The organism is Bradyrhizobium sp. cf659, assembly GCF_900113725.1.
GTDB lineage: Bacteria > Pseudomonadota > Alphaproteobacteria > Rhizobiales > Xanthobacteraceae > Bradyrhizobium.
In genome coordinates this window covers 97,390-110,695 of sequence record NZ_FOQJ01000001.1, presented here as the reverse complement: position 1 = coordinate 110,695, position 13,306 = coordinate 97,390, and the positions used below count along the sequence as shown (strand labels likewise).

General features: G+C 64.5%; 13 protein-coding genes. 6 read left to right on the top strand and 7 right to left on the bottom strand.

Annotated elements, in window-relative coordinates:
- The first annotated feature begins 109 nt into the window (after positions 1-109).
- Positions 110-1,426, top strand: coding sequence for a multicopper oxidase domain-containing protein (locus BM118_RS00590; protein ID WP_092180820.1), 1,317 nt, complete (start codon positions 110-112; stop codon positions 1,424-1,426).
- 1 nt (position 1,427) lies between these two features.
- On the opposite strand, the gene BM118_RS00585 is transcribed toward BM118_RS00590, so the two are convergent.
- Both BM118_RS00585 and BM118_RS00580 read right to left on the bottom strand, forming a co-directional pair.
- Positions 1,428-1,865, bottom strand: a complete 438-nt coding sequence (locus tag BM118_RS00585; protein WP_092180817.1) for a GNAT family N-acetyltransferase — start codon at positions 1,863-1,865, stop codon at positions 1,428-1,430.
- A complete protein-coding gene (locus BM118_RS00580) occupies positions 1,865-3,364 on the bottom strand; it encodes an NAD(P)H-hydrate dehydratase (protein ID WP_177233905.1) in 1,500 nt (499 codons plus the stop codon). The genes BM118_RS00585 and BM118_RS00580 overlap by 1 nt, the downstream gene beginning before the upstream one ends.
- Positions 3,365-3,743: 379 nt before the next feature.
- On the opposite strand from BM118_RS00580, the gene BM118_RS00575 reads away from it, so the two are divergent.
- Positions 3,744-4,082, top strand: coding sequence for a P-II family nitrogen regulator (locus BM118_RS00575; RefSeq protein ID WP_007603495.1), 339 nt, complete (start codon positions 3,744-3,746; stop codon positions 4,080-4,082).
- Between the two features lie 153 nt (positions 4,083-4,235).
- Positions 4,236-5,645, top strand: a complete 1,410-nt coding sequence (glnA, locus tag BM118_RS00570) for a type I glutamate--ammonia ligase (protein ID WP_011087712.1) — start codon at positions 4,236-4,238, stop codon at positions 5,643-5,645.
- 78 nt (positions 5,646-5,723) lie between these two features.
- On the opposite strand, the gene BM118_RS00565 is transcribed toward glnA, so the two are convergent.
- The 4 genes from BM118_RS00565 to BM118_RS00550 all read right to left on the bottom strand — a co-directional run bounded on the left by BM118_RS00565 (position 5,724) and on the right by BM118_RS00550 (position 9,684).
- Entirely contained in the window at positions 5,724-6,485 is a 762-nt protein-coding gene (locus tag BM118_RS00565) for a slipin family protein (RefSeq protein ID WP_092184152.1), read from the bottom strand.
- Complete coding sequence (locus tag BM118_RS00560) at positions 6,482-7,858, bottom strand: NfeD family protein (RefSeq protein ID WP_092184154.1); 1,377 nt, start codon at positions 7,856-7,858, stop codon at positions 6,482-6,484. The genes BM118_RS00565 and BM118_RS00560 overlap by 4 nt, the downstream gene beginning before the upstream one ends.
- Positions 7,859-8,126: 268 nt before the next feature.
- Entirely contained in the window at positions 8,127-9,266 is a 1,140-nt protein-coding gene (locus BM118_RS00555; protein WP_092180814.1) for an asparaginase, read from the bottom strand.
- A 154-nt stretch (positions 9,267-9,420) separates the two neighbouring features.
- Positions 9,421-9,684 carry a tautomerase family protein gene (locus tag BM118_RS00550; RefSeq protein WP_092184150.1) on the bottom strand — a complete coding sequence of 88 codons (264 nt, stop codon included), beginning with the start codon at positions 9,682-9,684 and terminating at the stop codon, positions 9,421-9,423.
- A 149-nt stretch (positions 9,685-9,833) separates the two neighbouring features.
- Here BM118_RS00550 and BM118_RS00545 point away from each other — a divergent pair, with 149 nt between their 5' ends.
- From BM118_RS00545 to BM118_RS41045, 3 genes are all read left to right on the top strand, one after another.
- Positions 9,834-10,811: a GlxA family transcriptional regulator gene (locus BM118_RS00545; RefSeq protein WP_092180811.1), complete on the top strand. Its 978-nt coding sequence runs from the start codon at positions 9,834-9,836 to the stop codon at positions 10,809-10,811.
- 314 nt (positions 10,812-11,125) lie between these two features.
- Positions 11,126-11,683 carry a cytochrome b gene (locus tag BM118_RS00540; protein WP_092180807.1) on the top strand — a complete coding sequence of 186 codons (558 nt, stop codon included), beginning with the start codon at positions 11,126-11,128 and terminating at the stop codon, positions 11,681-11,683.
- A gap of 247 nt (positions 11,684-11,930) precedes the next feature.
- Positions 11,931-12,341, top strand: coding sequence for an EF-hand domain-containing protein (locus BM118_RS41045; RefSeq protein ID WP_177233904.1), 411 nt, complete (start codon positions 11,931-11,933; stop codon positions 12,339-12,341).
- Between the two features lie 98 nt (positions 12,342-12,439).
- Here BM118_RS41045 and BM118_RS00525 read toward each other — a convergent pair whose 3' ends face one another.
- Entirely contained in the window at positions 12,440-13,213 is a 774-nt protein-coding gene (locus BM118_RS00525) for a gamma-glutamyl-gamma-aminobutyrate hydrolase family protein (protein WP_092180799.1), read from the bottom strand.
- Between the last annotated feature and the right edge of the window lie 93 nt (positions 13,214-13,306).

The window sequence follows — 13,306 nt, the reverse complement described above, 5'->3', positions numbered from 1 at the left end:
TTATAGCATGCGCCTGACTGTTCGCAGCAAAAAAATGGCCTGATGGAGGCAAGCTTCAAGTAGGCACGATGGCTGGACTTATCCAGCGCGGCGTGGTCCGGATCGGCTCATGAAACCGCGGATCTTTGACCCTCATCGGCGCGAGGTTTTGGCCGGCCTTCTTGGCGGCCTTGGAGCCTCGGCGGCCGGGTTGATGACCGGTGGCGCAGTCCCGCCCGTGACCGCCCAGCTCGCCCTCCAGGCCCGCCTGGCAACCCTGGCCTTGAGGCCGGGTCAGCCGCCGACACCCATCTGGGAGCTGGCCGCCGTAAGCCACACCAGGGGCGTCCATCTCAAGCGTGGTGACCGCTGCGAGGTGGTGTTCCGTAACGACCTGCCTGTGCCACTTGCGCCAGTCTGGTACGGCCTCAACGGCCCGGCCGCGGCCGACCCGCTGCGGGGACGCGCGCCGACCGCGCCGGATGCGACTGAAACTTCAATCATTTCAATACCAAACGCCGGAACCCTGCTGACCGACTTTCGTCTCTTCGAGGACGGCCTGAAGCAGCCGGCGCGCCCGCTTCCGATCATCGCGGAGGAGACCAGCCGCATCGCCGTCGATCGTGACGAGGTCCTGCTGATCGAGGAATGGCGCCTGCGGCCGGATGGGACAGCGCTGCCCCCGGGCCGCGACCCGAAGGACACGACCCCGCTCTATACGATCAACGGGCAGACTTCATGCGAGCTCTCAGCCGCGGCCAATGAGCGGCTGCGATTGCGCTTTATCAACGGCTCCCAACGCTCTGTTCTGGCGATCAAATTGGAAAATCACGACGTCCGTGTGATGGCCTTGGACGGACAGCCGGCCGAGCCGTTCCCGGCGCGCAACGGCGCCCTGGTGCTGGCCCCCGGCGCGCGCGCCGACGCCTTTGTGGACGCAGCCACATTGGCCCCCTTTCTGCTGCATGACGGCAAGGAGGCCCGCCCGATCGGAAACCTCACGATCTCCGGCACGATGGAGCGGCGCGCGCCGCTGTTGCCGCCACAACCGCTCCCTGCGAATGCCCTGCCCGACCAGCTCGACCTCAGGGGCGCCCTGCGGTTCGATGTCGCGCTCGGCGCGCCCGACACCGGCTGGGCGCGGCCTGCGAATTTCTCCACCTCCTCGGCGCCGGCCTTCCGCGCCAGGAGCGGCCGCACCGTCGTGCTGACCCTCAAGAACCCCGCCCCCATCACGACCGTCTTCCACCTGCACGGCCACCCCTTCCGCCTGCTCGACAAGCTCGACGACGGCTGGAAGCCCTACTGGCTCGACACGCTCGCGATCGAGCCCGGCCAGACCCAGCGCATCGCGTTCGCCGCGACCTCGCCCGGACGATGGCTGATCGAATCCGTCGTGACCGACTGGGCCGCGCCGCGGCTGGTGCGCTGGTACGCGGTGGAGTGAGCTAAGCGCGCGTCCAGACGTAGCGGGCGTCCGGCTCCTTCTCCTCGTTCCGCGCCCCGTCCGTCTGCTCGACCAACGCGAATCCACGGGCCTCGTAGAAGCGTCGCGCGCGTTCGTTGCGCTGGAAGGTCCAGAGCTCCAGCCGTTCGCAGGCCCGCTTGGCGACATCGAGGAGCTCGGTGCCGACACCGCGGCCCTGGGCAGCGGGAAGGACATAGAGCTGCTCGACCCAGCCATCGCGGAAGGCAATGAGCCCGCTTAGTGCATCCTGGTCGAAGCGGCCCCACACGCGGCACGCTTTCAAAACATGCTCGCGATAGAACCAGCGATCCATGTCCGGCGTGTGCAGCCCGACGAGCTGCGGCATTGCCCGGTCAAACGCGATCCGATGGACCTGCGCGGCCGCGCCCATATCGGTGAGCGCGAGCTGCCTCAGCACTAGTACTCGATCCCCAACGCATTATAGATCCGCCGGTGCACGGCCGGCAGCGTCTCGGTCAGGTCCTCCGCGATCAGCCCCGGCCCCGCCTCGCTTGCCGCCTCGCCATGCATCCACACGCCGATGCTGGCGGCTTCGAAGGCCGGCACGCCCTGCGCCAAAAGCCCTGCGATGATGCCGGAGAGCACGTCGCCGGCACCGGCCGTGGCCAGCCAGGGCGGCGCGTTGGCGGCGATGGTGGCGCGGCCGTCGGGCGCGGCGATGGTGGTATCAGGCCCCTTCAGCAGCACCACGGCGCCGGAACGCTCGGCGGCGGCGCGGACGCGCTCGAGCTTGGAGCGGCCGGGATGCTTGTTGCTGAGATCGGAGAACAGGCGCGGAAACTCGCCCTCGTGCGGCGTCAGCACCACCGCACTGTCCTGCGAGGACTTGATCGATTCGAACAGGCGCTCGGGATTCGCGGCAAAGCTCGTCAGCGCATCCGCGTCCAGCACCAGGTGCCGTTGCGCGGTAAGCGCCGTGTGGACGAAATCGCAGGTGCGGTCGCCGACGCCCGCGCCGGGGCCAATGATGCAGGTGTTGTAGCGCTTGTCGCCGAGCAGCTCGCCAAACTCGATCGCGGTGTCGACGGGACGAACCATCACCGCGGTCAGCACGGCCGCATTGATCGCGAGCGCATCGCGCGGGCTCGCCAGCGTCACCAACCCGGCACCGGCCCGCAACGCGCCGCGCGCGGCGAGCCGCGCCGCGCCGGTCGCGGCTGCGTCGCCCGAGACCGCCAGCACGTGCCCTCGCGCATATTTGTGGCCGTCGATCCGCGGCACCGGAAAGGCCGCGCCCCAGAAATCCGGATCGTTCTCGAAGGTCTGCGGCCTGATCTCGTCCAGCACCTGTGCATCGATACCGATGTCGGCAACGCGGACGCGGCCGCAATGCATCCGCCCCGGCAGCAGCAGGTGCGCCGGCTTCTTGCGGAAGAAGGTGACGGTCTCGGTGGCGTTGACCGCAGCGCCCAGCACGGCGGCGCTGGTGCCGTTGATGCCGCTCGGCAGATCGACCGCAAGCACCAAGGCGCCGTTGGCGTTGATCGCCTCGATCATCGCGCGCGCCTCGCCGTCGACGGAGCGGCTGAGGCCCGCGCCGAACAGCGCATCGATGATCAACGCAGGCTTTCCGATCGCCTGCGGATTGAACGGGAGCACCGGGTGTTTCCAGCCGCGCGCGGCGGAGGCCGCGTCGCCCTGGAGCTGGTCGCGCTCGCACATCAGGATCACCGAGACCTCGCGGCCCTGGGCGGCGAGCTCGGCGGCCGCGACAAAACCGTCGCCGCCATTGTTGCCGGGGCCGGCCACGATCAGGATCGGCCCCTCCTCCACCAGCGCATTGGCGGCCTCGGCGACCGCCTGGCCCGCGCTCAGCATCAGCTTGAAGCCGGGCGTGCCGGCCGCGATCGAAAGCTGGTCGGCGCGCTGCATTTCGGCGTTGGTCAGAACTTCCATGCCACTTCCCTGTACAAACGCCTCTTCAACAGGCATCTTCCATGCCGATCCGACCGGCGGAACACCGATCTGCATATATATTGAACCGTTTGCCTATTTCGTAGTCTTCGGTATTTTGGGCCGGTCGGCTCCACCTATCAGAGATGCTCGTTAAAAGGCTGATAACGCTCCAATAATCAGGGCATTTGCAACTTGGCATAGACCCTGCTTTCGAGGAAGCCGCTTCGGTTCGTCGTGCTCACTGACGTCTATCAGGGTGTGACCGGCCGTTGGTGCCGGACTGGTCAGGGGTCCCGGCATAGCGAAGACAAGATCGTGCGTGAGAAAAGCGCATCCTGACGAAGACGTTGCTATTTGATCGAATGCCGGGAGGCGCGCAGTGAAGAAAATCGAAGCCATCATCAAGCCGTTCAAGCTCGACGAGGTGAAGGAAGCGCTTCAGGAAGTCGGCCTTCAGGGCATCACCGTCACCGAAGCCAAGGGCTTTGGCCGGCAGAAGGGGCACGCCGAACTCTACCGCGGCGCAGAATACATCGTCGACTTCCTGCCGAAGGTGAAGATCGAGATCGTGATCGGCGACGATCTGGTCGAGCGTGCCATCGACGCGATCCGCCGCGCTGCGCAGACCGGTCGCATCGGTGACGGCAAGATTTTCGTCTCCAACATCGAAGAGGCGATCCGCATCCGAACCGGCGAATCCGGGCTGGACGCTATCTGAGCCGGGTGCTATCCCGCATTTTGCGACACTCTGACAAGAAATAAGGCTGCTTCGGCGGCCTGAATTCGTTTGTGCGGTCGCGCGCGAACTCGCCAAAAGCGAGAATAATCCTGCTCATCTGGAAACCGACCCGCAGAGCCAAAAGGGGTATGCATGAAGACCGCCAAAGACGTCCTGAAATCGATCAAGGACAACGACGTCAAGTACGTCGACCTGCGCTTCACCGATCCGCGCGGCAAGTGGCAGCATGTGACGTTCGACGTCAGCATGATCGATGAAGACATATTTGCCGAAGGGACGATGTTCGACGGCTCCTCGATCGCCGGCTGGAAGGCGATCAACGAGTCCGACATGTGCCTGATGCCCGATCCGGTGACCGCGACGATCGATCCGTTCTTCGCCGAGACCACCATGGTCATCACCTGCGACGTGCTCGAGCCGACCACCGGCGAGCCCTACAACCGCGACCCCCGCGGCATCGCCAAGAAGGCGGAAGCCATGGTGAAGTCGATGGGCGTGGGCGACACCGTCTTCGTCGGCCCCGAAGCCGAGTTCTTCGTGTTCGACGACGTGCGCTTCTCCTCCAGCCCCTACAACACAGGCTTCCGCCTCGACTCCTCGGAGCTGCCGACCAACACCGACACGGAATATGAGGGCGGCAATCTCGGCCACCGCGTCCGCACCAAGGGCGGCTACTTCCCCGTGCCGCCGCAGGACTCTGTACAGGACATGCGCTCGGAAATGCTCGGCGCCATGGCCAAGATGGGCGTCAAGGTCGAGAAGCATCACCACGAGGTCGCCTCCGCCCAGCACGAGCTCGGCATGAAGTTCGACACGCTGACGCTGATGGCCGACCATCTGCAGATCTACAAGTACTGCATCCACCAGGTCGCGCACATCTACGGCAAGACCGCCACCTTCATGCCGAAGCCGGTCTATGGCGACAACGGCTCGGGCATGCACGTGCACCAGTCGATCTGGAAGGACGGCAAGCCGGTGTTCGCCGGTAACAAGTACGCCGACCTGTCGGAGACCTGCCTCCACTATATCGGCGGCATCATCAAGCATGCCAAGGCGATCAACGCCTTCACCAACCCGTCGACCAACTCCTACAAGCGTCTGGTCCCGGGCTATGAGGCTCCCGTGCTGCTCGCCTATTCCGCGCGCAACCGTTCGGCCTCCTGCCGCATCCCCTACACCGCTTCGCCGAAGGCCAAGCGCGTCGAGGTGCGCTTCCCCGATCCGCTCGCCAATCCCTATCTCGGCTTCGCCGCGATGCTGATGGCCGGCCTCGACGGCATCAAGAACAAGATCGATCCGGGTCCGGCGATGGACAAGGACCTCTACGATTTGCCGAAGGAAGAGCTGAAGCAGATCCCGACGGTGTGCGGCAGCTTGCGCGAGGCGCTGGAAAACCTCGACAAGGACCGCGCCTTCCTGAAGGCCGGCGGCGTGTTCGACGACGACTTCATCGACAGCTACATCGAGCTGAAGATGACCGAAGTCGAGCGCTTCGAAATGACCCCGCACCCGGTCGAGTTCGATATGTACTATTCGGGCTGATCGGCCCGACTGTATGCGACAAGCAAAAGGCGCTCCGCGAGGGGCGCCTTTTCGTTTTGAGAGCGTGAGACCTTCCGGCTACGGATTCTCACGCCGCGGCATCAAATGATCGAGCAGGCCGGTTGGCAGCGGAAACACGACGGTCGACGACCGCTCGCCCGCGATGTCGTGCAGAGCCGCGAAGTAACGTAGCTGCATTGCCTGCGGCTCCTGCGCGAGAATCCGGCCGGCCTCGACGAGCTTTTCGGCGGCCTGCTGTTCGCCCATCGCGTTGATCACCTTCGCGCGCCGCAGCCGTTCCGCCTCGGCCTGCTTGGCGATCGCGCGCACCATGGTTTCGTTGATATCGACGTCCTTGATCTCGATTCCGGTGACCTTGATGCCCCAGACATCGGTCTGCTTGTCGAGAATCTCCTGGATGTCGGCGTTCAACCGGTCGCGTTCGGCGAGCATCTCGTCGAGTTCGTGCTTGCCAAGCACCGAGCGCAGCGTGGTCTGGGCGAGCTGACTGGTCGCGACCATGTAGTCGCCGACCTTGATGATGGCGCGCTCGGGATCGACGATGCGGAAGTAGAGAACGGCATTGACCTTGACCGAGACGTTGTCGCGCGAAATCACGTCCTGGGGCGGCACGACCTGCACCATCACCCTGAGATCGAGCTTGACGAGCTGCTGCACAACCGGAATGAGGATAACGAGGCCCGGCCCCTTCACCCCGGTGAAGCGGCCGAGCGTGAAGATAACGCCGCGCTCGTATTCCCTGAGGACGCGAACGGCCTGGGTGAGAAACAGGATGACGATCAGCGCAAGCACTGCGTAAATCGAATATTCAAGCATCAGAGTTGACCTCCCTCGCCGCTCGCGGAGCCCGGACGCCGAACCACCAGCGTCAAGTCGACGATATTGGCGACCTCGACCCTCTCGCCGGGCGTGAAGGCGTCGGCGCCGCGCGCTTGCCAGCGTTCGCCATGCGTAAAGACGTGCCCCTCGTTCTCGTTCCAGTCGAGGACCTCGGCGGTCAGGCCGCGCATCGCTGCCGCGCCGACCCGCGCCGGATCGTGGCGGGCGCGCCGAAGCGCGCCGAGCACGACCAGAACGAAACCTGTGAACATCGCCGCGACGATGGCGATGACCGACCACGACAACCGGTAGCCCGGCGCTTCGACCCTGACCAGCATGAGGGCGCCCAGCACAAAGGCGACGACGCCTCCAAGGCCGATCACGACGGTCGGATTGAACGCCTCGACGGCGAGGAGCGCGATCCCGACCAGCATCAAGCCGAGGCCGGCATAATTGATCGGCAGCAGGTTGAGGGCGTAGAGGCCGAGCAGCAGGCAGATCGTCCCGACCACTCCCGGAGCGACCGCACCGGGGGACATGAACTCGAAGATCAGGCCGTAGATGCCGACCATCAGGAGAATGAACGCGACGTTGGGATCGGTGATGACCGCCAGAAATCGGGAGATCCACCCGGGATCGACGACTTCGATAACGGCGTCCTGCGTTGCCAGGCGTTGCGTCTTGCCGCCCGCGACCTCGACCACGCGACCATCGATTTGCCTGAGCAAGTCGGCCGGATCGCGCGCGACAAGGTCGATGGCGTGCGCCTGCAACGCGCCGTTGGCGGACAGGGTGGCGGCTTCGCGGACCGCCTTCTCAGCCCATTCGGCATTGCGGCCGCGCAGTTCGGCGAGGCTACGGATAAAGGCGACGGCATCGTTCGTCACCTTCGCCGTCATCGCGTCCTTCGGTTCATCCTTCTTGCTGTCTTTGTCGGGTGTGCCGCTCGGCAGGCCCGGAAGCGGTCCGCCAATCTGCACCGGCGTCGCGGCACCAATATTGGTGCCTGGCGCCATCGCCGCGATGTGGGTCGCGTAGAGGATATACGTCCCGGCGCTCGCCGCATGGGCGCCTGCCGGTGCGACGTAGCCGACGACGGGAACGGACGAGCCGAGCACATCCGCGATGATCTCGCGCATGCTGGAGTTGAGACCACCGGGCGTATTCATTCTCAGAATCACGATCTCGGCGTGTCGTTCGCCTGCCTCGACCAAGGCCTCCTTCACGTAACTCGCCGACGCCGGGCCAGCGGCTCCAGCGATCGTGACAGTGAGTGCAAGACGGCGATTCTCCTCCGCTGAGCCGGGAAGGAGACAAGACGAAAAAGCGACGATGCCGATCGCCGCAACGAGGGCCGCCTTTATGGTCTGCACGGCAAGGGCTCCCTTGCCGAAGATATGGTGTTCGTCTCCCAAACCTCAATGCGGTGGCTTGTCGTCCGCAGTTGCGATTGTGCGATGCAGTGGACGGGGGCGGCCCGTGGCGGGACGATGAGTGCGGGTCTTGACTGTACTGTTCGGGCTGACCGGATCCGCGCCATCTAGGCCAGACAAGCAAAAGGCGCCCTCGCGGGCGCCTTTTCATCTGTGATCGACCGCTACCGGAATCAGCAAGTCCGCAGGATGGCGGCGGACCGCCCGATTACCAGGTTGCTGTGAAGGCCCGCTGGAGCTCGGCCGGAGCCGTCACGCCGCTCGCGATCAGCAATTGGGCGAGAACGCGTGCCTTCTGGGGATTGAGATCCTCGGAGACGACGAAACCATTCTTGTCATCGTCGACCTCGACGTTCCGCGTGACGAAGCCCGACCGAACCCGTGTGGAACGGATGACGAGGATGCCCTTCTTCGCGGCCGCTTCGAGCGCATCGAGGGCCGGCTTCGACGTATTCCCGTCACCGACACCGGCCAGCACGATGCCTTTGGCGCCGTGGGAAATGGCGTCCTCGATCGGAACGGCGTCCATGTTGGCGTGCGAGTAGACGATCTCGACGCGGGGCAATTGCTCGCCGGCCGGAAGCTGATAGGTCGCGCGCTTGAGACCGGCAGCCTGGGCCATGAAACGAATGCCGCCCGCGGTGTCGACATAGCCGACCGGCCCGCCGTTGGGAGAATTGAACGTCTCGATGCTCGTGGTGTTGGTCTTGGTGACCGCGCGCGCCCCCTCGATCTTGTCGTTCAGCACGGCCATGACGCCGCGCCCGCGGGAGCGGGGATCGGCGGCCACCTGCACCGCCTCGTACAGATTGCCGGGGCCATCCGCGCTGACGGCTGAAGCCGGACGCATCGAGCCGACGATGACCACCGGCTTGTCGCCGCGTACCACATTGTCGAGAAAGTATGCCGTCTCCTCCAGCGTATCCGTGCCGTGGGTGATGATGACGCCGTCGGCCTCGTTCTTGTCGAAGACCTCCTGGATGCGGCGGGCCAGCGCAAACCAGACCTTGTCGTTCATGTCCTGGGATCCGATCGACGAAATCTGTTCGGCGTTCAGCTTTGCGAGCTTGTCCAGGCCCGGCACCGACTGCATCAATTGTTCGCCCGTGATCTGGCCCGATTTGTAGGCTCCGGTCGCACGCGCGTCGGCCTGGCCTGCGATCGTGCCTCCCGTCGCAAGCACGAGAATGCGCGGCAGGCTGGCAGCCGAAGCGTCCTTGCCCGGCTCTGCGGCGTGCGCCGCCACGCCGATGCTACCCGACCAGAGCGCGAAGGAAACCAATGGGATGGCAAGCGCCGATATCCGGCGATGCTGGCGGCGTGCTGTTGCGACGGAATCCTTAGTCATCGAATTCTCCTCCTGCTTCCCGGGCTCGACATTCGATACCGCGCAATGGGGCCGAAGATGGGCGGCCACACGCCGGACGGGTAGAGCTTTTGCAGAACATCATCCCGCCCGCCGCACGAGCGATCGACCGCGCTTCGCTCTACCCGACTTGCCGTTACGGCTTCGGCCTCGCGATCCGCACCCCGTCCGCCCCGATCGCGCCGAACGTGCCGGCGATGATCTCGCGCGTCGGCTGCATGCCGCCGAGCGACCAGTGCGAGGGCTCCTGCTCCTCGATCCTGACCCAGACGTTGCGGCGGAAATCCGGGTTGCCCTGCCCTTCGACCTCGACCAGGAGGTCGGTGACCCGCTCGAGCAGCGTCTTCTTCTGCGCGGCATCCAGGATGCCACGGACGGTGGAAATGGTGACGTAAGGCATGTCTTTCTCCATGTGGTGTGACGACGGAGCGAATTTGGACCTGACGCCCGCGACAAGGCAGTGGCAGATAAGCCAGAGATCGGGCAATTTCCGCCACGCATCGCCCGCGCCGATCGGATAGGATCGGCCGGCCACTGCCAGGAGATCCCATGAAGCTCGCAGTTCTCGCGCTGGAAGGTTGCATGCATTCGGCGATCTCAGGCGTCGCCGACGTCCTGTCGCTCGCCAATCATGTGATGCAGCAGAGCGGCGCAAAATCCCGCTTCACCTGGCAGACGCTGTCGCTCGACGGCAAGGCCGTGCGTGCCGGCGGCGGCCAGACGGTCGCGGTCGACGGCGCGATCGGCAAGCGCGCCGGCTTCGACGCGATCCTCGTCCCCGGCAGCCTCGTCGATCACGTCACGGCCGATCGCCTGCAACCGCAATATGCCCGTGCCGGTGCCTGGCTGCGGCAACAGCACGCGAACGGCCGGCTGATCGGTGCCTTTTGCAGCGGCGTGTTCCTGCTCGCCGGAGCTGGCCTGCTCGACAACCGCCGCGCCACCATCACCTGGTGGCTGCAAAGCGAGCTTCGGCAGCGCCATCCCGCGATCGACCTCGCCCCGGACGCCGTCATCACCAGCGCGGACCGCATCGTCTGCGCCGCCGGCCCGATGTCGTGGGTCGACCTCCTGCTCAGGCTGATCGAGATGGTCGAAGGCAAGGAGATCGCGAAACTATGCGCGGACTACGTCGTCATCGACACCGCGCAGCGCACCCAATCGATCTTCATGCCCGTGGGCTACCTGCTCTCGCAGGACCCGCTGCTGACCAGGGCCGACCTGCTGGTTCGTCGCACCGGCAGGAGCCCGATGACGGTCAAGCGCCTTGCCGGCGCGCTCGGCCTCAGCGAGCGCACGCTGAACCGGAAATTTCAGGAGCTCACGCACGAGCCGCCACAAGCCTTCATCATGCGCCGCCGCGTCGAGCACGCGCGCACGCTGCTGGAGACGACGACGCAGCCGATCAAGACCATCGCGCGCACGACAGGGTATGAAGACGAGAGCAGCTTTCGCAAGGCGTTCCGCAAGCTGACGTTGATGTCGCCGCAGGCGTATCGCGCGCGGCGGATGGAGCGGGCGGCGTAACCGCTGACCAAGGGCGTTCGACCCGGCTTGGCGCCTTACTCGTCCTGAAAATCCACAACTGCGGTGACAGTGCACTTAACTCTGCTCCGGCCCGACGCCGCGAACAGATCGAGCTGAGCAATACCGCAATACGTAATAATCGAACTCGTCTCAGGTGCCGAAAATGCAACCCTCGGCGGATTATTAAGGTGCCGCCTCGCGCGAGAAACAGGTCGCGCCATGAGGAGGATCAACGAGTCGGCGCGACTTTTCTGATGCAATGATCTTTGAAGGGGCGGCCCGCGCCACCGGATCGAAGATGAAGGGAGGCGAAATTGACGAGTTCCCCCGACCGATACGGTACTGTTCCCCAGTTCCTCCACTGGGCGACGGTAGTTCTGGTGATCGTTGCGTGGACGCTCGGCATATTTGGCGATGACTTGCCCAAGGGTGGCGCTCGCGAGACAGGCCTGCTTGTTCATGTTTCCGCCGGCCTGTTGATCCTGGCCGCGCTGATCATGCGGCTGGCATGGAGGGCAGCCGTTCCGCCGCCGCCTCCCGAGCCAAACGAATTCCGCAGATGGCTTGGCGCCTTCGCCGACCCATCCGCCCGTCTTTTTCATTATACGCTCTACGCCTTGCTCGTTGTCGTTCCGGTCACCGGGATCGTTACGCAGTTTGCGCGTGGCGAGGCGTTGCCGCTGCTCGGCATCTACGAAATATCGTCGCCATGGATACGGGATAGAGCCTTCGCGCATTCGGCCAAGGAGATCCACGAGATTGCGGCCCACGCGCTCGTATTCGTCGCGTTCTTTCATGCGGGCGCAGCTCTGATCCATCATATCGTTTTTCGCGACAATACGCTGAACCGCATGCTACCTCGCGGCAAATGATAGCCTACCACGGGATCGCAACCATCCTCGGCGAGTGATGCAACGATCGAGGCGGTCCGCTGTGGCGGCGAACCAACGTGCTATTTCGGGACCTTTGTGGCGCGGCATGAACCGTGGGTGCCGGTTCGCGACCGGCTCACCCAGGAAGTCGAGCGGCGCTCCCTACTCACCATATTGATTTGCCTCAAGCCGAACCCGGACTGGATCGGCATCGTTGTGATTTCGGATCAACGTCGGAGGAACAGCCATGCGACGTCCAACCATTGCTGCAGCGCTGTTGTTTGCTGCCCTGAACCATCCCGCGTTCGCTCAGACGGCATCTGATCACGAGGCCCATCATCCGGGATCGGACCAAGCAGCGGCACCCGCGCAAACGACGCCCCCCGCAAGCCCGTCCGGAGAGCGACAACGCATGATGGGTGGTGGAGACATGATGGGTCCCGCGATGAAAGGGCGCAGCACGATGGGCGTGGACGCGATGGGGCCTCCCATAATGTTCCGCATGATGTTTGCGCTCATGGACTCCGACGGCGACGGAGCCATCTCGTCGGCAGAGTTTCAGGCAGCCCACGAGCGAATTTTCAAGGCAATGGACAGCAATAAGGATGGCAAACTCACGCCAGAAGAGATGCAAGCGTTCATACAAACCAGAAAATAGGTCTGACGGTTCGCCAAACGAGCTATCCCCCCATGAGGACCTCCGAGCGGCGTGGGCCCCGGATCTGCGCTTCGCTTGTCCGGGGACACGAACGAGATTTACGCCGTCGCGCGCTGCCGCTCCACCAGCGCTTCGCCAAACGCCTCGAACAGCTTCCGGTTGATGGGATTGCGCTGGGGATCGTATTCGGCGTGCCATTGCACGCCGAGCGCAAAGGTCGGGGCTTCCGCAATGCGGATGGCCTCGATGGTGCCGTCCTCGGCAACGCCTTCGACCAACACGCGCTTGCCGGGTTCGAGAATGCCCTGGCCGTGCAGGGAATTGACCCGGATCCTCTCGCAGCCGAGCAGCCGTGCGAACGCCCCGCCCGGCGTCAGCTCGACGTCATGACGGTCGGCGAACACCACGGTCGGATCGGGGTGGATCTCGCCGTTCTCGAGTCTGGGCATGCGGTGGTTCATGCGGCCCGGGATTTCGCGGATCTCGGGATGCAGCGAGCCGCCGAAGGCGACGTTCATCTCCTGGAGGCCGCGGCAGATTCCGAACAGCGGAATACCGCGGGAGACGCAGGCGACGGAGAGTGCCAGCGCCACCTCGTCGCGGTGGATGTCGTAGGGCTCGTGCTTCTCGCAAGGGTCGACGTTGAAGCGGGTCGGATGGACGTTGGCGCGGGCACCCGTGAGGACGATGCCGTCGACGGTATCGAGCAGCGCACCGATGTCGGTGATGTCGGGCGAGCCCGCAAACATCACCGGCAAGCCGCCGGAGACCTCGGCCACGGCCCGCAAGTTACGCTCGCCGACCATCTGGACCTGAAATCGATTTTCGACGCGATGGGCATTCCCGATGACGCCGACGACCGGCTTTCTCATCTTCCGTTCCGACCTCCCCCGTAAGAAGATTCTCTAAACATGCCCTTGGGGTAGAACAAATTCAACAGAAGGGATCGCGGGACGGCAATGCTA